Raw genomic sequence first — 15,967 nt, 5'->3', positions numbered from 1 at the left:
GGAGGACAGCCATGTACAACCTCGTCCTGCTCGCGGCACGGCCCCCGGAGTGGACACACGAACAGTTCATCGACTGGTGGCGACGCGACCACGCGGAGCTGACCCGCCGCCTGCCAGGGCTTCGCTCCTGGCGGCACACCGAGATCGACAACGCCCTGGAGCCGCGCTCCGAGGGCTGGGACGGGATCTCCGTGCTCGGCTTCGACTCCCCGGAGGACCTGAGGAAGGCCCTCGCGAGCCCGGAATGGGCGGACGCGGTCGCACAGGTCGGGGACATGAAGGGCCGCCGTATCGCGGTGACGGGACACGAGGCGGAGCTGTTCACCGGCTGAGGCACCGCCGGAACGACCGTTCCCCCGTTCGTCAGCACGGCGGTCACAGCAGGGTTCATGACGGAGTTCGGCACAGCGTAGCGAGGAAGCGGGATGCGACAGGTAGTGCGGGAGTTCCAACGAAGGGCCGAGCAGGCGGACTTCGTCGCCGTCATCGACGACGCGGGCAGCCATACCGCGCGCGAGTTGCTCGCCGAGGCGGCCCGGCTCGCCCGGGTGATGTTCCCCGGCGAGCCCGACGGGTCCGGGGGGACCGTCATGCTCCAGGCCGACAACTCGTGGCGTACCGTCGCCGGCACACTCGCCGTGGGCCTGAGCGGTGGGGTCCTCGCGCTGGTCAACCGGCACACCACCCGAGCCGAGTTCGCCGCGGTCTGGGACGACATCCGCCCGGACGCCGTGGTCGCCGAGCCCCTGGCGATGGAGGAATGGGCGGTACCCGGGCTGTTGCCGGGCCCGGCGGGCACGGCACTCGACGGCTGGGCCTGCCGGGCCTCGCCCGGACAGCGTGATGTGTCGCGCTGGTCGGGCGGCGTCGTCATCGGACTGACCTCCGGCTCGACCGGCCGGCCGAAAGGCGTCGTACAGTCCGAGGAGGCACTGCGCTACGCCTGTACCAGCACCATGGAGATCAACGGCCTGACCCGCGGCGACGCGGTGGCCGCGGTCGTGCCGCTGTCGTCGACGGCCGCGTACTGCTTCGGCGTCTGTCTCTCGCTTCTGCTGGGCGGCCCGCTCGTGCTGACGGCGAAGTGGGACCGGGCCGTCGCGCTGCGGCGGATGGCCGACGCCGAGGTCCGCTGGACCATGTGCGTACCGACGATGGCGCTGCAGATGGGCGCTGAGGCGGCCGGCTCCGGCATCCTCGCGGGAGTGCGCGCGATCACCGTGGGCGGCGGCCCGATGGACCGAGGCGCCCTCGCGCGCGCCGAACGCTCCCTGGGCACGAGGATCCTCCGCGTCTTCGGCATGTCCGAGTGCCTCGGCCACACCTCGCCCCGCCCCGACGACCCCGAGGAGATACGGCTCGGCAGGGACGGCCGCCCCTTCCCCGGCACGGACCTGCGCGCGCTCACCCCCGAGGGAACCGAGGCCGGACCTGGCGTGTCCGGCCGGGCACAGGTACGCGGTCCCTCCCTCTTCCTCGGCTACGCCCGCGACGGCGGGGTCGAGCCGCCGGCGCTGACGGAGGACGGCTACTTCCCCACCGGCGATCTGCTGATGACCCACGAGGACGGCACCATCAGCATCATGGGCCGCGAGAAGGACGTCATCATCCGTGGCGGCCGCAACATCGACATCACCGAGATAGAACGGGCGGTCGCCGGCTACCCGCGCGTGGCGAGGGCGTGTGTCGCGGCCGTCCCGGACGAAGTGCTCGGCGAACGTGTCGCGCTGCTCGTCGTCACCGAGGACGGTGGCGGCATCGACCTGGCGGAGGTGACCGGGCATCTGGAAAGCGTCGGACTGTCCAAGGCCAAGTGGCCCGAGTTCGTCTACGGCATCGAGGAGCTTCCCCAGACCAAGGTCGGCAAGCTCGACCGGTCCGGGGCCCGCGAACTGGCCCAGCGGCTGCGCGCGCACTCCCGCACCGGCCTGAACCACAGTGGCACACCAGCAGAGGGAGAGTTATGACAACGCGGTTCGACCAGGGCCCGTGGGCCGCGGCCGGAGTCCAGACCGTGCGGCCCGGAGTGCACCGCGTTCCCCTGCCGCTGCCCAACGACGGCCTGCACGCCGTCAATGTCTATCTGCTGGAGGACCTGGCGGACGACGACGGCCTCGTCATGATCGACGGCGGCTGGGCGATCCCCGAGGCGCGCAAGGCGCTTGAGCAGGCCCTGGCGGACATCGGCCGCGACCTCGGCGACATCAGCCACATCCTGGTCACCCACATCCACCGAGACCACTACACGAACGCCGTGGAGCTGCGCCGGCTGCTGGGCTCGCGGGTGTACCTGGGGGCGGGCGAACGGCCGGGCCTGGAGATGCTCGACCGGCTGCGCAGCGACGAACCCACCGGCTCACTGGAGACGCTGCGCAGGGCGGGCGCGGGCGAACTGGCCGACCGTATCCAGGCGTTGGACCACGGAGGCTACGACCCGAGCGTGTGGGAGAGCCCCGACCGCTGGCTCGGCGCGGAAACCCTCCGCTTCGGCGAGCACGAGCTGCGCGTCGTACCCACTCCCGGACACACCAAGGGACACGTCGTCTACCTGGACGAACAGCGCGGACTGTTGTTCTCCGGGGACCACGTCCTGCCGCACATCACCCCGTCCATCGGTTTCGAACTGGCCGAACCCGGCGGGCGCCCGCTCGCCGACTACCTGGACTCGCTGCGGCTGATGACGCGGTACGCCGACACCCGTCTGCTGCCGGCGCACGGGCCGGTCGCCGAGAGCGTCCACACCCGCGTCGCCGAGCTGCTCACACACCACGACAACCGGCTGGCCAAGAGCCTCACGGCGCTGGGCGAGGCCACACGCGACGCCCACGCGGTGGCGCGCACGCTGGGCTGGACCCGTCGGGAGGTGCCGTTCGGCGAGCTCAGTGCCTTCAACCAGATGCTCGCGGTCAATGAGACGGCGGCGCACCTGGACGTCCTGGTACTGCGGGGGCGGGCCACGGTGGCGTGCGTGGGCGGGGTGAATCAGTACACACGCGTGCGGTGACACCACGCGTACGGACATACGGCACGAAGGGGCGCGGCCGTTGCCGCGCCCCTGCCTTCCCTGTGCCTTCCCTGTGCCTTCCCTGTCAGCGTGCCGTCCAGCCGCCGTCCACGTACAGCTCGGAGCCGGTGACGAAGCTCGCGTCCTGTGAAGCGAGGAACGCCACCGCCCCCGCGACCTCTCCGGGGCTTCCCAGCCGGCCCATGGGGGTGCCCTCGACCATGGCGGTGTGCCGGGGCGTGCCGTGCCACAGTTCGCGCGACAGGGGCGTCTCGATGAAGCCGGGGTGGATCGAGTTGACGCGTACGCCGCGCGTGGCCCAGTGCAGTGCGGCGTTCTTCGTCATCAGCCGCACCGCGCCCTTCGCGGCGTGGTACGAGAACTGGCTTCCGAAGCCGCCGACCGTACCGAAGACCGACGCGATGTTGACGATCGAGCCGCCGCCGAAGCGTTCGATCGCGGGCCCGCCATGCTTCATACCCAGCCAGACACCGGTCTGGGTGACCGCGATGACCTGGCCCCAGGACTCCTGGGTCTCCGTCTCCACGGTGCGCATGCGGGCGATACCCGCGTTGTTGACGAGGACGGACAGGCCACCCAGCTCGGCGACCACCCGCTCGATGGCGCCGTGCCACGCGTCTTCGTCGCGGACGTCCAGTGCGAGGCCGAGCGCCCGCGCCCCCTCGGCCGTCAGCTCTCTCGCCAGCCCGTCGCAGCGGGCGGCGTCCATGTCGGTCACCACCACGGTGGCGCCCTCGGCGGCCAGGCGGCGCGTGACGGCATCCCCTATGCCGCCCGTCGCGCCGGTGATCAGTGCGACCTGTCCGGACAGTCGGTCTCGCACGGGCTCTCCTCCGCTCGGCTTCAGTGTGGTCACGGCAGCAGCTCCAACCCCGAGCGCAGCAAGGCGGGTACCGCGGAGCCGACCCGCTCGAAGCCGGCGCCGACGGTCTGTCCCGCGAGATAGCGGGCGTGGATGCCCTCCGCGATCACGGCGAGCTTGAAACACCCCAGCGCCCGGTAGTAGTCCAGGGACGTGAGGTCCCGGCCGGACTGCTCGGCGTAACGCTCGGCCAGCTCCCGGCCCGAGGGGAAACCGGCGTTGGCCGTCGGTACGTGGCGCGCCCCGAGGACCGCTTCGCAGGCGGGATCCCAGTACATGAGCAGCATGCCGAGGTCGGCGAGGGGATCACCGAGCGTGGCCATCTCCCAGTCGACGATCGCCGCGATCCGGCCGAAGTCACCGGGCGCCAGGATGGTGTTGTCCAGTCGGTAGTCGCCGTGCACGATCGCCGGGGTGCCACTCGCGGGCAGGGCGCGGACGAGCCTGCCGTGCAGTTCCCGGAGGCCGGGCAGCGTACGGGTGGCGACCCTGTCCCACTGCCCGCGCCACCGCCGCACCTGACGTTCCAGATAGCCGTCGGGGCGGCCGAAGTCACCGAGCCCGACGTCGGCGGCGTCGACCGAGTGCAGGGCCACCAGGGCGTCCACGAGCGCGTCGGCTGCGCGTCGCGCGTCGGCCGGTGCCAGAGCGGCGGCCTCGTCGCCGTCGCGCAGCACAGCGCCCGCCACGAAGTCGACCACGCAGAACGGCGCTCCGATCACCTCCGGGTCCGTGCACGACAGCACGGCCCCGGCGACGGGTACGCCGGTACCGCCGAGCGCGGCGACGACACGGTATTCGCGGTCCATGTCGTGCGCGGTCGGCGTCAGCACCCCCAGCGGCGGTCGGCGAAGGACCCAACGGTGTGTTTCGCCGGTCACCACGTAGGTGAGATTGGAGCGCCCGCCGTGCAGCGGTTCGACTCTCAACGGGCCCGCGCACTCGGGTACATGACGCTCCAGGTAGCGCCGCAGCGCGGGGACGTCGATGCCGGTCACGTCCGTTCCGGGCGTGGTCACGGTGCCGGCCTCCGCTCCCGCGCCGCCCGTACCGCGCGCTTGGCGATGGCCCAGCGGTGGGTCTCGGAGGGACCGTCGTAGATACGGAAAGGACGCACCTCCCGGTACAGCCGCGACAGCGGGGCGTCCGCCGAGATACCGAGCGCGCCGCACACTTGCACGGCCCGGTCGACCACCCGGTTGACCGCCTCGGAGACGTACGTCTTGGCGATCGAGGTGTGCTGGGCGGCCGGGCGGCCCTGGTCCAGCTCCCAGCAGGCCCGCCACAGCACCGCCCGGCCGGTCTCGATGTCTATCTCGGAGTCGGCCAGCAGCTGCTGCACCATGCCCAGTTCGGCCAGCGGACCGCCGAAGGCCGACCGGTCCATCGCGCGGTCAAGGGCGATGTCCTGCGCCCGCCGTGCCGCCCCGAGCCAGCGCATGCAGTGGGTCGTGCGTGCGGGCCCGAGGCGCACCTGCGCATAGGTGAAGCCCTGGTCCACCTCGCCCAGCACGGCACCGTCGCCGACCTCGCAGCCCTCGAAGACGATCTCGCTGTGCCCGCCGAACAGGCCCTGGTCCAGAGTGTCGATGTTCCGGACGATCCTCATGCCCGGGTTGTCGGCGTCGACGAGGAACATCGTCGCGCCGCCCGCGTCGCCGGGGGCGCCGCTGGTGCGGGCCATGCAGATGGCGAAGGCGGCCCCGGCGGCGCCGCTGATGAACCACTTGCGGCCGTCGATCCGCCAGCCGCCGTCGGTCCTCGTCGCGGTCGTGGCGAGCGCGCGCGGGTCGGAGCCGGCACCCGGTGCCGGCTCGGTCATCGCGAAACAGGAGCGCACCTCCCCTGCGGCCAGCGGGCGAAGGTATCGCTCCTTCTGCTCTTCGGAGGCCACCACCTCAAGCAGGTGCGTGTTGCCCTCGTCGGGCGCCGCACAGTTGAGCGCCAGCGGCCCCAGCAACGAGTACCCGGCCGCCTCGAACACCACCGCCTGCCCGCACAGATCCAAGCCGAGGCCGCCCCACTCGGTGCCGGCATGCGGCGCGAACACCCCTGCCGCCCGTGCGGCGTCCTGCAGCCGGCGCCGTAGCGGCTCCGGCCCGGTATGGACGTTCCCGTCGCACGCCTGCTCCTCGGGTATCACCACATCACGTACGAATTCCTGGGTGCGCCGCGCGATGCCCGCGACTCTCTCGTCGATCTCGAACCCGATGGACACCTTTGCTCCCCAGCTGGGCTAATGGTCATTAGCCATCACAGGGGTGGGGAGGTGGGTATGTCAAGAGCACGGGCTATAGTGAAGGAGATAGTGCGATGGAAGTGGCTAATCACCGATAGCACAGGAGTTCAGGTGAGCGGAGCACAGGGCGGGCCGTACGAGCGGCCGCACCGCCCCGCGCGGCCGGAGGGCGCGCCCACGGCCGACCGCAGGTCGGCGATCCGGCAGGCGGCGCTACGGCTGTTCGCCACGCGGGGATACGGGGCCACCACGATGACCGACATCGGCGCCGCTGTCGGCATCCGCGGTCCGAGCCTCTACAAACACGTCGCGTCCAAGCACGAGTTGCTGGCCGAGATCATGATGGGAACGATGGAGCGGCTCATCGCGGACAACACGGCGGCCGTCGCCGGTGCCGACGGCGTGGGGGAGCGGTTGCGCCGCTCCGTGGAGGCGCATATCCGCTATCACGCGCGCCATCGCCTGGAGGCATTCGTCGGCAACCGTGAAATCGCCAGCCTGGACCAGCCCGAACAGGACCGGTTGCTCCAGCGCCGCAGCGTCTACGAGCGCCGCTTCCGCGAACTCATCGAACGGGGCGCCGCCGAGGGCGCGTTCCATGTGCAGTCGGCCAGAATCGCCTCGTACTCCATCCTGGACATGGGGATCGGTGTGGCCAGTTGGTTCCACGAGGACGGCGAGTACTCCGTTGACCAACTGGCCTACCAGTACGGCGATATCGCGCTGCGCATCGTGGGCGCGCGGCATCCGGTGCCCGGCCGGGCCGGTCAGGAGGCGGGCGACCCCCGGCACGCCCACCCGTAGGCGTCCAGTTCGCGGCGTGTACTGATGCGCCCGTGGACCGGCGTCCACCCGTCGGCGATGACGCGGTCCACGGTGATCGCCAGGTCGGTCACGTCGAGAGATCGAGCCTGAAGTGGATGCTCTGATGGGTTGGCGTGTAGCCGAGCCCGTCGTTGATCGCCCGCATGGGGAGATTGCCGTCGACGGTGTCCGTGCGCAGACCGTCGAGGTCCGGGTGACGCTCGCGGGCCTGCAGGATGGCGGCCGCCTTCATCCACCGGCCGAGGCCGTGTCCGCGGTGCTCGGGCAGGACGCCGGTACCGTAGTGCTGTCCGTCGCCCGTGCCGTCGCCGGCGACGACCAACTCGGTGAATCCGGCGATCGCGCCGTCGGCCTCGTCGATGGCGACGACCGTGTGCAGCACATCGCCGCGTCGGGCGACGGCCGCGGCCACGGAGCGGACCCGGTCCACGTCCCAGTCCACCGTGCCGTAGTCGAGGTCGCCCATCGGCATGTCGTCCATGGCGCGGCGGGACAGCGCGAACGTGTCGGCGAGGCCGTCCGGGACGGTCCCGTCCCATGAGGACAGTCGATAGCCGGGATGTGGCCGGTCGACGAGTGCCGTGAGCGCGGGCAGGTTCGTGCCGGCCAGGTTCAGCCGAGCGAACGTGAAGGTCACGGCTTCGTCGAAGCCTCTGGCCGACAGGAACCGTGCACCGGGGGACCCGGGTTCGGCCTGCCCCACGAGCGAGCGGCGGCCGTCCTTGCGGGCGGCGTGCGCGGCGGCGTTCAGCAGCAGCGTTCCCGTACCGTGTCCGCGCTCGGACGGATGGACGCGCAGGTCCATCTCGGCACAGTGCTTCTTCTCGGGCGTGGTGAACAGCCGCAGAAACACCGACCCGACAGGGATTCCATCGGCATCGGACGCCAGCCACACCAGGCGGCGGCCGGACGAACTGTGCTCAGGATCGATCAGTGAGGTGAGGTGAATGGACAGGATGACTCCATCGTGAGGTGGCGAACGTCGGAACGGGGCTCGACAGCTCAACATTCGTGCGCATGTGCTGCACACCTCCTCCTCGTCGATGGGCCTGCCGTGTCGCGGCCAGCTGACCGTAGCGACCAAGGTACAGGAACGCAAACACAAGGGTGTTGGGGCCGGAAGTCCTAGGCCCAAGGTCTCCTTCCCCCTCCGCGGTCGACTCGCGAGGATGTTGACGTGCCTGAAGGCCGCGGTGCTGGACCGCACCAGCTGATCGCTCCCCGATGAGACTCCAGAGGCGGCGGATTCACATGAGCTTCGAACAGCGACGTGTCGTCATCACGGGTGCCTCCCGTGACTTCGGCCGGACTCTCGCCATCCGTTTCGCCCAGCGGGGTGCCGAGGTCTATGTGTCCTCCCGCGGCCTGGAGGCATCGCGACGCGTGGCGGACGAGATACGCGACCTCGGCCACGAACGGGTGCACGCCTTGGCGTGCGACCTGGCTGACGCCGCCTCGATCCGGCGGTTCGCCGCTGAAGTGGCCCGGCGTACCGACCGGGTGGACGTGCTGGTCAATAACGGCGCCCGCTGGCTGGAGGGGCCGGATCTCCTCTCCGCCAGTGACGAGGACGTGATCGACACCATCGCCGCCGGAGCCACCGGCACGGTCCTGACGGTGAAGAGTCTCCTGCCCCTGCTCCTCGCATCCGACAGACCGGACGTGGTCAACATGATCTCGGCCGCCGGGCTTCCGGCCCACCAGCGCTCCCACGCGCATGACGCCTTCTACGCGGCGAAGAGCGCACAAGCCGGCTTCGCCGACATCCTCTCCAAGCGGCTGCGGCCCCAAGGCGTGCGAGTCATCTCGCTCTACCCACCGGACTTCCGCAACCCCGACCCGCTGTCCCCGCAGTGGGACACGACGCCGCGCGGCCCCGGCGACATGCTGACGGCCCACTCCGTCGCGGAGTGCGTGTTCTTCGCTCTCGGGCAGCCCCGGGACTGCTTCATCAAGTCGTTCCACTTCGAGCAGGCCCCTGACGGCCCGGCAGAACGTCGATAAGGCCGGACAGGCCCCAGCGGCCGCGTCACGCGGACCGGCGCGCGAGGTCCTCCAGCGCGGTCATCGCCTCGGCGGAACGCTCGTACGGCACAAAGAGATGGTCGTGATGGAAACCGGCGACCACGTTGCAGCTCAGGCCGCCGTCGGCGAGTTCCCGTGCGACGGCGGCGGTGAGGCCGACCGCCTCCAGGGCCGAGTGGACGCGCAGTGTGATCCATCCGGCCACGTAGTCGTACGGCAGCCCCACCGCATCGGCCTCCTCCAGCCGCACCACCATGGTGAGGCCCTCCCGCTCGGAGACCGTGACGACGGGGGTGACACCGGACGGAACGCCACCGGCGCCATCGACGGTGGTGAACACGTAACGGCCCGGGTTGAGTTGTGGGCGCATGCCGCTCAGCAGTTTTCGCAGATCACTTTCACCGGTCATGACCGGCACACTACTCGCGGGCTCTGTACGCCCGGAGGAAGGTCCGCACCCCCTCGACGACGAGTGGCCGGACGCGGGTGTCCTCCGCGGCGTTCGCGGAACCGAGCCTGTCCAGCGCGACGCCGAACGTCAGCGCGATGAACTGGTCGGCCGCGAGCCGGGGGTCGGGGACGTCGAGCAGCCCGGCCGCGCCGAAGGCGGCGAACCGCTCGGCGAGTGCCTCGTCGGGGGTGTCGGCCATGGAGTTGTAGCCCCGGTGCGGCAGATGGCCGGATTCCGCCCGGACCAGTCGTTGCAGCGTCGCGTACTCCGCCGAGCCGAGCATGTCGGTCGAGATGCGCATGGAGAACGTGACCAGGGCGTCCTCAAGGTCGGCGACCTCGGTGAGGCCGGTGAGGGTGTCGTCGAGGGTGCGCCGGATCGTGGTGATCAGTGACTGGCCGACGGCGTCGACGACCGCTCGCAGGAGCGTCTGCTTGTCGCCGAAGTAGTCGTAGACCGTCCGCTTGGACACCTTGGCCCGCGTGGCGACCGCGTCGACGCTGGACCGGTCGAAGCCGTCGGCGAGAAACAGTTCCCGGGCCGCCGAGAGGATGGCGGCCCGCTTCGGCGTGGATCCCTCGCGCAGTGTCTTCGTGGTCGGCATGGGCACATCTTAGCGCTACTACACTGCACGGTGTAGTGTAATTCTGACTCAGACCAAAGACAGAAGGGACGTCCATGACCGCAACTCTGGCTCCCCCGGTCCGCATCGGGAAGGCCGCTGTCGGGGCCCTCGGCATGCTGGCCGTCGCCACCGGCGCCTTGGAGTCGGTGGTGACCCCGACGCTCCCGCTCCTGCAACGCGAGCTGGATATGAGTCCGTCCGAAGGGGCGTTACTCAGCATCGTTCTCCTCATCACCGGCGCGCTCGTCACACCGGTCGCAGGCAAGTTCGGCGACCGCTACGGCGGGAAACGGGTCCTGATCCGGCTGATGGCGGTGGTCTCGGCCGGTGGCCTGGTGTCCGCCCTGGCGCCGAACCTGCCGTTGCTGCTGCTCGGTCAGGTACTGCAGGGTGCGATGGTGGGCGCGCTGCCCCTGTCGTTCATCCTGGTGCGCAAGAACCTCCCCGCGGGCGAGTCGAAGGTGGCCATCGGGGTGGTCAGCGGGTTGTTCGTGGGGGGCGGGATGGCGGGAACGCTGTCGGCCGGCCCCGTGGCGGAAGCGCTGTCCCGGCACTGGATGTTCGCGCTGCCGACGATCGCGGTCATCGGGGCCACCATCCTGGTGCACAGGCTGATGCCGAACGATCCGCCGGGCCGGTCGGACGACGCCGGGGTCGACTGGCCCGGCCTGGCTCTCCTGAGCGGGGCGCTGATCACGCTCATGCTCCTGCTCGCGCAGGCGCCCGACCTCGTCTCGAAGCCACTCGTACTCGGCGGCCTCATCCTGCTTCTGGCCGCCTTCGTGATCGGATGGACAGCCGTCGAGCGCCGTGCGGCCTCGCCGATGGTCGATCCGCGCATGCTGGCACGGCCCGCGGTGTGGAAGTCGTGTGTGCTGACGTTCGTGATCTGCGTCGGCACCTCGGTGCCGGTCTTTCTCGTCCCGCAGTTGTTCGCGGTGCCCACCGACGCGTACGGCTTCGGGGCCGGCGCCACCGAGATCGGCTTGTTCCTGCTGCCCGGCGCCGTGGCCGCGTCGCTGGCCGGGCCGATCAGCGGGATCGGGGCGCGGCGTTTCGGCTCGCGTGCCGTGGTCACCGCCGGGATCGTCATCATGGCCGCCGCCCTGATCGCCCTGGCGGCCGTGCACACCGAGGTCTGGCACCTCGTCGTCGGCAAGGCGCTGATCTCGCTGGCCAACGGCCTGTGCGTCACGGCGATGGTGACCAGCACCGCCACCTCCGTCGATCACAGCGACACCGGCATCGCCACCAGCCTGGTCCTGGTCACTCGTGTGGTCGGCTTCGCCGTGGGTGTGCAGGTCAGCGGTGCGATCCTCACCGCCGGGACCCCTTCCGGGTCGGATGTCCCGGCCGAATCGGCCTTCGTCACCGGCTTCGTCATCGCAGGCGTTGTCACGGCGCTGTCCCTGCTTGTCGCCCGCACCATGAGCAAAGGAGTCAAGGAATGACCCACACAGGTCTGTTGGGGGATGCCCGTACCACGCCGAGGCGCGAGGTCCTGATATCCGGGGCCAGTATCGCGGGGCCCGCCCTCGCGTTCTGGCTGAACCGCCGCGGATTCGCGGTCACGGTGGTCGAGAAGGCGGGCGCACTTCGTGACGGTGGCTACCCCATCGACGTGCGCGGCACCGCACTGGAGGTCGTCCGGCGGATGGGCATCCTGCCGCGACTGCGGGACGCGCACATCGATCTGCGCCGGCTGACCTTCCTCGACGGTGACGGCGGCGAGGTCGCCTCGGTCAACCCGCACACCGTCACCGGCGGTGTCGCGGGACGGGACCTGGAGGTGCGGCGCGGGGATCTGACCGAGGCTCTCCACACGGCGGTCCGTGACGACGTGGAGTTCTTGTTCAACGACTCCATCGACACCCTCGACCAGTCCGGCCACGGGGTCGACGTCACCTTCCGTAGCGGCAGCAGGCGTACGTTCGACATGGTGTTCGGCGCGGACGGTCTGCACTCACGCACCCGTGAGTTCCTGTTCGGCCCCGAAGAGCAGTTCCACCGGTACCTCGGTTACTGCTTCGCCGGATTCACCATGCGCAACACCTTCGGACTCTCCCACGAGACCATGATGTGGAACACCCCGGGCAGGGCCGCGGCCCTCTACGCCGTGGGGGACAACGACGACCTGCACGCCTTCCTGAACTTCGCCCACCCGGAACCGCCGTTCGACGCGTTCCGCAACCCGGAAGCCCAACGGGACCTGGTCGCCAGGGTCTTCGCCGACGCGGGATGGGAGGTCCCGGGCATGCTCGCCGCCATGCGCGACGCGGATGACCTGTTCTTCGACGTGGTCAGCCAGATCCGTATGCCCCGCTGGTCCAGTGGCCGGGTCGCGCTGGTGGGCGACGCCGCGTACGCACCCTCGTTCCTCACCGGACAGGGCTCCAGCCTGGCGCTCGTCGGCGCGTACATGCTCGCCGGTTCCCTGGCCCACCGGGACCACGCCGCCGGCTTCGCCGCCTACGAACACAACACCCGTGCGTTTGTGACCGTGAACCAGGACCAGGTCGGCAAGGGCGATGCCACGCTTTTCCCGACCACCGCGCGGGCGCTGGAACAGCGCAACGACATGCTGCGCAATCTCAGCGCCATGCCCTCCGCGGAGGGACGGCCGGCCCATTCGGCCCTCACCCTGCCCGAGTTCACGCCATGACGTGAGAGCGAGCGCCGACCCAACGCACCCGCCCCAGCCCGCTGGTGGGACCGCCCCGGCCGGTCCCACCAGCGGCGGCAGGGGTGTTCAGGGGCGGGAGATGCGCCCGTCAGCGGCCGGTGGATCCGTCGATCTGCTCGCGGAGGATATCGGCGTGGCCGGCATGCCGGCCGGTCTCCTCGATCATGTGCACCAGGACCCAGCGCATCGATGGTGCCGGCCCCCGGCGCGGGGGGCGTGGGGCGGGAAGGGCCAGATCCGGGCAGGCGTCGATGACCTCGTTCGCTCGCGCGACGGTCTCCCGGTAGTCGGCGAGCACACCGTCGACGGTGTCCTCCGCGGACGGCCGCATGGTCGCGGACCAGTGGCCGGCATCCTCACCGAGGAAGTAGAAGCGTTCGACGAACGCGAGATGTTTGAGCAGCCCGAGAAGGCTGGTGCCCGAGGGCACTCCGCCCGTTCGGACGTGCGGTTCCGGCACGCCCGCGACCTTGTCCGCGACCGCGTTCCGCAGATAGTCGAGGAAGCCCCGCAGGGTGGCCTTCTCGTCGGCGCCGGTCCCCGGAGGTCCGGTGTCCTTCGCCCGAGTCCGGGATCGCTGCGCCCGGTGTCCTGGCATCGATTCGCTCCGTTCCGATGTGAACGTGATGTGGTTCAGACGGTCATCCGGCGGTGAACTGGATGAGCAGGACGTTGTCGATGACGGTCGCGGTCTCACCAGCGGGTCCGGTGGCCCGGCGGCGGGGTGTCTCGGCGCGCAGGACGGGCCAGCGCGCGGGGTCGAGATCAAGTTCGGCGGCGATCTCGGTGGGTGTGGGGTAATGGATATCGGGGTCCTGGTTCCATGACCAGGGCGCGGTGGAGCCGTGGTCGACGATCAGCAGGAGACCGCCGGGTCGCAGGGCCCGCGCGGCGGTGCGCAGGACTTGGGCGCGGAGCAAGGGGAACGGGGTGTGGAAGTACTGGGCGGAGACGAGATCGAACTGGTCGGCCGGGAAGCTTCTGGCCAGGTCGTGCTGTTCGGTGGTGACCCGGTCCGCGACGCCGAGATCGCGGGTACGTTCCCGCACCCGTTCGACGGCGGTGGTGGAGATGTCCACGGCGGTGACGTGCCAGCCCCGCTGGGCGAGCCAGAGGGCGTCGCCGCCGGCACCGCACCCCAGATCCAGAGCGGCGCCTGGGCGCAGCGGTGTGACGGTCTCGGCGAGCAGCGGGTTGACGCGTGAGTCCCAGGCGCGCCGGGTGCGGTAGTGCCGCTCCCAGAACCGCTCGGCGTCCTCGCTCGCCATGTCGTGGTTGTCGGCGGTGGGGCGTCGGTGCTGGGTGGAATCCATCTGAGCTGTCCCTTCGTGGGCCGGCGTGCCGGGCGTGATCCGATACACGCCTTCGACGCCGGTGAGGTACCGACAGCATCGCCATCGCCGTTTCGCTCTTGCAAGAGAAGTTGCGGATCCGCATCATCGCCACATGGACAACCCTTCGGATTCAGAAGATGTACTGGCCGGAGTCGGGCCGCGGCTGCGTGCCCTGCGCCGGGCGCGCGGCGCCACACTGGCGGCGCTGGCAAACGAAACCGGCCTCACGGCGAGCACCCTGTCCCGCCTTGAGAACGGCAAGCTCCGCCCCACGCTGGAGCAGCTACTGCCCCTGGCCCGGGCGCACGGCGTCCCGCTCGACGATCTCGTCGCGGCGCCGCCCACCGGCGACCCGCGCGTCCACCTGCGGCCAGTGCGGCGATCCGGGCTGGTGATGGTGCCACTGACCAGGCGGGCCGGCGGTATCCAGGCCTACAAGGTGATCTATCCGCCCGCCGGCCGAGCACCCACGACGAACCTGCAGACCCACGAGGGATACGAGTGGTTCTACGTCCTCAACGGACAGGTCAGGTTCCTGCTCGGCGAGCGGGAGTTCCGGCTCGGCGTCGGTGAGGCCGCGGAGTTCGACACCCGCGTACCGCACTGGATCGGCAGCGCCGACAGCCGGCCCGCGGAACTGCTCGCCCTGTTCGGCGCGCAGGGGGAGCGCGCGCATCTGGCACCGTCCACGCACTGACCTCTCACTCCTCCGACGCGGATCTTGGACGTTGTATAGGGTTCGGTAGGAGGTGCGGGGGGATGAGTTTCAGGCTGGCGGCGTACGCCGTGTGCATCGAGGACGGGCGGGTGCTGATCGCCCGTCACGTATCACCGAACGGTGAGAGCAACTGGACTCTTCCGGGCGGTGGGGTCGAGCAGGGGGAGGATCCGTACGACGCGGTGATCCGGGAGGTCGCTGAGGAGACCGGCTGCGACGCGATGGTCACAAGCCTGCTTGGCGTGGACTCAAGAGTGGTCCCCGCGGAGGCCGCGCGTATGGGGGTCGAGCACCAGAATGTCGGCATCTTCTACCGAGTCCGTATCACCAGCGGCGAACTCCGGCCCGAGCCGAACGGCGAGATCGCCGAGTCGGTCTGGACTCCGATCCCCGACGTCGCTCGCCTGCGCCGGTCATCGCTGGTCGACATCGGCCTCGCCCTCGCGCGGACCGTCCCGGCGACCGGCCACGTCGCTCCCGTCCCGGTCGGCGGCCTGATCCAGCACTGAGGCACCACCACCGTCTACCGGGCGAGCGTGCTGCCGTAGCGTCCGTTCTCATGGGGACAGACATGGACGGCGCGATCGAGGTCCGCCCGGCCGCCGGGGGCTGGGAGGTCGCGATCGATCTGCCGCACTTCCAGCTGGGGCGGGACCACGACGCGTGGAACGCTCTCTTCGGCGTCAGCGGGACGGAGCGCCTGGAGCGCCCGCTCTTCGCCGGTCGCGGGCTTCCGGACGACGTCTCGGAGCCGGTACGGGAGAACGGCGTCGAGGACTACCAGCACAGCCATACGTACGCGACCTGGGCCGAAGTCGCCGCGGTGGACTGGGACGCCCCGCTCGCCGACAGACCCGCCTGGCACTGGGCCGGCCAGTGGCTGCCAGATGTGGACGGCGAACTCGTCCTCCACCACGTCGTACCGGCGACGACCGACCTGGGCGAGGCGGCTGCCGATACCTTTGGCGGGGACCTTCTCCTCGCACCGTCGGAGTGGCCGACTGGTGGCGAAGTACGGCTGGAGGGCGTGGTGTACCGGCCCGTGGTCCTCACAGCCCGGATGCTGGCCCCGCCTGACGAGGAGCGGTGGGCGCGGGTCTGGACGACGATGCGGGATTTCGCCGCCGAGTACGGGGACGGGAACGTACGCCTCGTCGTCTGGTTCGGGTGAGACCCGCCG

18 protein-coding genes and 1 pseudogene are annotated in these 15,967 nt (G+C 70.3%); 10 read left to right on the top strand and 9 right to left on the bottom strand.

Going from position 1 to position 15,967, the window contains the following annotated elements; genetic code table 11:
• The first annotated feature begins 11 nt into the window (after positions 1-11).
• The 3 genes from ACFRKB_RS09985 (at position 12) to ACFRKB_RS09975 (ending at position 3,004) form a co-directional block, all read left to right on the top strand.
• Entirely contained in the window at positions 12-332 is a 321-nt protein-coding gene (locus ACFRKB_RS09985) for an EthD family reductase (RefSeq protein ID WP_383104809.1), read from the top strand.
• A gap of 93 nt (positions 333-425) precedes the next feature.
• Entirely contained in the window at positions 426-1,967 is a 1,542-nt protein-coding gene (locus ACFRKB_RS09980) for a class I adenylate-forming enzyme family protein (protein WP_383104808.1), read from the top strand.
• Positions 1,964-3,004, top strand: a complete 1,041-nt coding sequence (locus ACFRKB_RS09975; RefSeq protein ID WP_383104806.1) for an MBL fold metallo-hydrolase — start codon at positions 1,964-1,966, stop codon at positions 3,002-3,004. The genes ACFRKB_RS09980 and ACFRKB_RS09975 overlap by 4 nt, the downstream gene beginning before the upstream one ends.
• An 85-nt stretch (positions 3,005-3,089) precedes the next feature.
• Here the strand turns inward: ACFRKB_RS09975 and ACFRKB_RS09970 are convergent, their stop codons facing one another.
• The 3 genes from ACFRKB_RS09970 to ACFRKB_RS09960 are packed head-to-tail and all read right to left on the bottom strand — an operon-like array spanning position 3,090 to position 6,105.
• Complete coding sequence (locus tag ACFRKB_RS09970) at positions 3,090-3,848, bottom strand: SDR family NAD(P)-dependent oxidoreductase (protein WP_383104804.1); 759 nt, start codon at positions 3,846-3,848, stop codon at positions 3,090-3,092.
• Between the two features lie 29 nt (positions 3,849-3,877).
• Complete coding sequence (locus ACFRKB_RS09965) at positions 3,878-4,906, bottom strand: phosphotransferase family protein (protein ID WP_383104802.1); 1,029 nt, start codon at positions 4,904-4,906, stop codon at positions 3,878-3,880.
• Positions 4,903-6,105 (bottom strand): acyl-CoA dehydrogenase family protein, encoded by a 1,203-nt coding sequence (locus ACFRKB_RS09960; protein WP_383104801.1) that lies wholly within the window; start codon positions 6,103-6,105, stop codon positions 4,903-4,905. Before ACFRKB_RS09960 ends, ACFRKB_RS09965 begins: the two co-directional genes overlap by 4 nt.
• A gap of 132 nt (positions 6,106-6,237) precedes the next feature.
• Between ACFRKB_RS09960 and ACFRKB_RS09955 the strand changes: the two genes are divergently transcribed.
• Positions 6,238-6,930 carry a TetR/AcrR family transcriptional regulator gene (locus ACFRKB_RS09955; RefSeq protein WP_383104799.1) on the top strand — a complete coding sequence of 231 codons (693 nt, stop codon included), beginning with the start codon at positions 6,238-6,240 and terminating at the stop codon, positions 6,928-6,930.
• On the opposite strand, the pseudogene ACFRKB_RS09950 reads toward ACFRKB_RS09955, so the two are convergent.
• Positions 6,897-7,025: pseudogene (locus ACFRKB_RS09950) on the bottom strand (SAM-dependent methyltransferase); the annotation flags it as partial. The gene ACFRKB_RS09955 and the pseudogene ACFRKB_RS09950 overlap by 34 nt on opposite strands.
• A complete protein-coding gene (locus tag ACFRKB_RS09945) occupies positions 7,019-7,906 on the bottom strand; it encodes a GNAT family N-acetyltransferase (protein ID WP_383105120.1) in 888 nt (295 codons plus the stop codon). The gene ACFRKB_RS09945 and the pseudogene ACFRKB_RS09950, both read right to left, overlap by 7 nt.
• 296 nt (positions 7,907-8,202) lie before the next feature.
• Between ACFRKB_RS09945 and ACFRKB_RS09940 the strand changes: the two genes are divergently transcribed.
• Positions 8,203-8,955 (top strand): SDR family oxidoreductase, encoded by a 753-nt coding sequence (locus tag ACFRKB_RS09940; protein WP_383104798.1) that lies wholly within the window; start codon positions 8,203-8,205, stop codon positions 8,953-8,955.
• Between the two features lie 25 nt (positions 8,956-8,980).
• Here the strand turns inward: ACFRKB_RS09940 and ACFRKB_RS09935 are convergent, their stop codons facing one another.
• Both ACFRKB_RS09935 and ACFRKB_RS09930 read right to left on the bottom strand, forming a co-directional pair.
• The gene (locus ACFRKB_RS09935) at positions 8,981-9,385 is read right to left on the bottom strand and encodes an ACT domain-containing protein (RefSeq protein WP_383104796.1); all 405 of its coding nucleotides are present in this window, start codon (positions 9,383-9,385) and stop codon (positions 8,981-8,983) included.
• A gap of 10 nt (positions 9,386-9,395) precedes the next feature.
• Positions 9,396-10,031, bottom strand: coding sequence for a TetR/AcrR family transcriptional regulator (locus ACFRKB_RS09930; RefSeq protein WP_383104795.1), 636 nt, complete (start codon positions 10,029-10,031; stop codon positions 9,396-9,398).
• 74 nt (positions 10,032-10,105) lie between these two features.
• Between ACFRKB_RS09930 and ACFRKB_RS09925 the strand changes: the two genes are divergently transcribed.
• Both ACFRKB_RS09925 and ACFRKB_RS09920 read left to right on the top strand, forming a co-directional pair.
• The gene (locus ACFRKB_RS09925; protein ID WP_383104793.1) at positions 10,106-11,503 is read left to right on the top strand and encodes an MFS transporter; all 1,398 of its coding nucleotides are present in this window, start codon (positions 10,106-10,108) and stop codon (positions 11,501-11,503) included.
• Positions 11,500-12,714: an FAD-dependent monooxygenase gene (locus ACFRKB_RS09920; protein ID WP_383104792.1), complete on the top strand. Its 1,215-nt coding sequence runs from the start codon at positions 11,500-11,502 to the stop codon at positions 12,712-12,714. The genes ACFRKB_RS09925 and ACFRKB_RS09920 overlap by 4 nt, the downstream gene beginning before the upstream one ends.
• A 109-nt stretch (positions 12,715-12,823) precedes the next feature.
• Here the strand turns inward: ACFRKB_RS09920 and ACFRKB_RS09915 are convergent, their stop codons facing one another.
• Together ACFRKB_RS09915 and ACFRKB_RS09910 are read right to left on the bottom strand one after the other, a co-directional pair.
• Entirely contained in the window at positions 12,824-13,333 is a 510-nt protein-coding gene (locus ACFRKB_RS09915; protein WP_383104791.1) for a DinB family protein, read from the bottom strand.
• Between the two features lie 43 nt (positions 13,334-13,376).
• The gene (locus ACFRKB_RS09910; RefSeq protein WP_383104789.1) at positions 13,377-14,048 is read right to left on the bottom strand and encodes a class I SAM-dependent methyltransferase; all 672 of its coding nucleotides are present in this window, start codon (positions 14,046-14,048) and stop codon (positions 13,377-13,379) included.
• 133 nt (positions 14,049-14,181) lie between these two features.
• On the opposite strand from ACFRKB_RS09910, the gene ACFRKB_RS09905 reads away from it, so the two are divergent.
• From ACFRKB_RS09905 to ACFRKB_RS09895, 3 genes are all read left to right on the top strand, one after another.
• Entirely contained in the window at positions 14,182-14,766 is a 585-nt protein-coding gene (locus tag ACFRKB_RS09905) for a helix-turn-helix domain-containing protein (RefSeq protein ID WP_383104788.1), read from the top strand.
• A gap of 62 nt (positions 14,767-14,828) precedes the next feature.
• Positions 14,829-15,296, top strand: a complete 468-nt coding sequence (locus ACFRKB_RS09900) for an NUDIX hydrolase (RefSeq protein ID WP_383104786.1) — start codon at positions 14,829-14,831, stop codon at positions 15,294-15,296.
• 50 nt (positions 15,297-15,346) lie between these two features.
• Entirely contained in the window at positions 15,347-15,958 is a 612-nt protein-coding gene (locus ACFRKB_RS09895) for a hypothetical protein (RefSeq protein WP_383104784.1), read from the top strand.
• The last annotated feature ends 9 nt before the right edge of the window (positions 15,959-15,967 follow it).

This window comes from Streptomyces scopuliridis, from assembly GCF_042790125.1.
Lineage (GTDB): Bacteria > Actinomycetota > Actinomycetes > Streptomycetales > Streptomycetaceae > Streptomyces > Streptomyces scopuliridis_A.
Note: the sequence above shows the minus strand (reverse complement) of the source record. Positions and strands in the feature narration are given on the sequence as shown.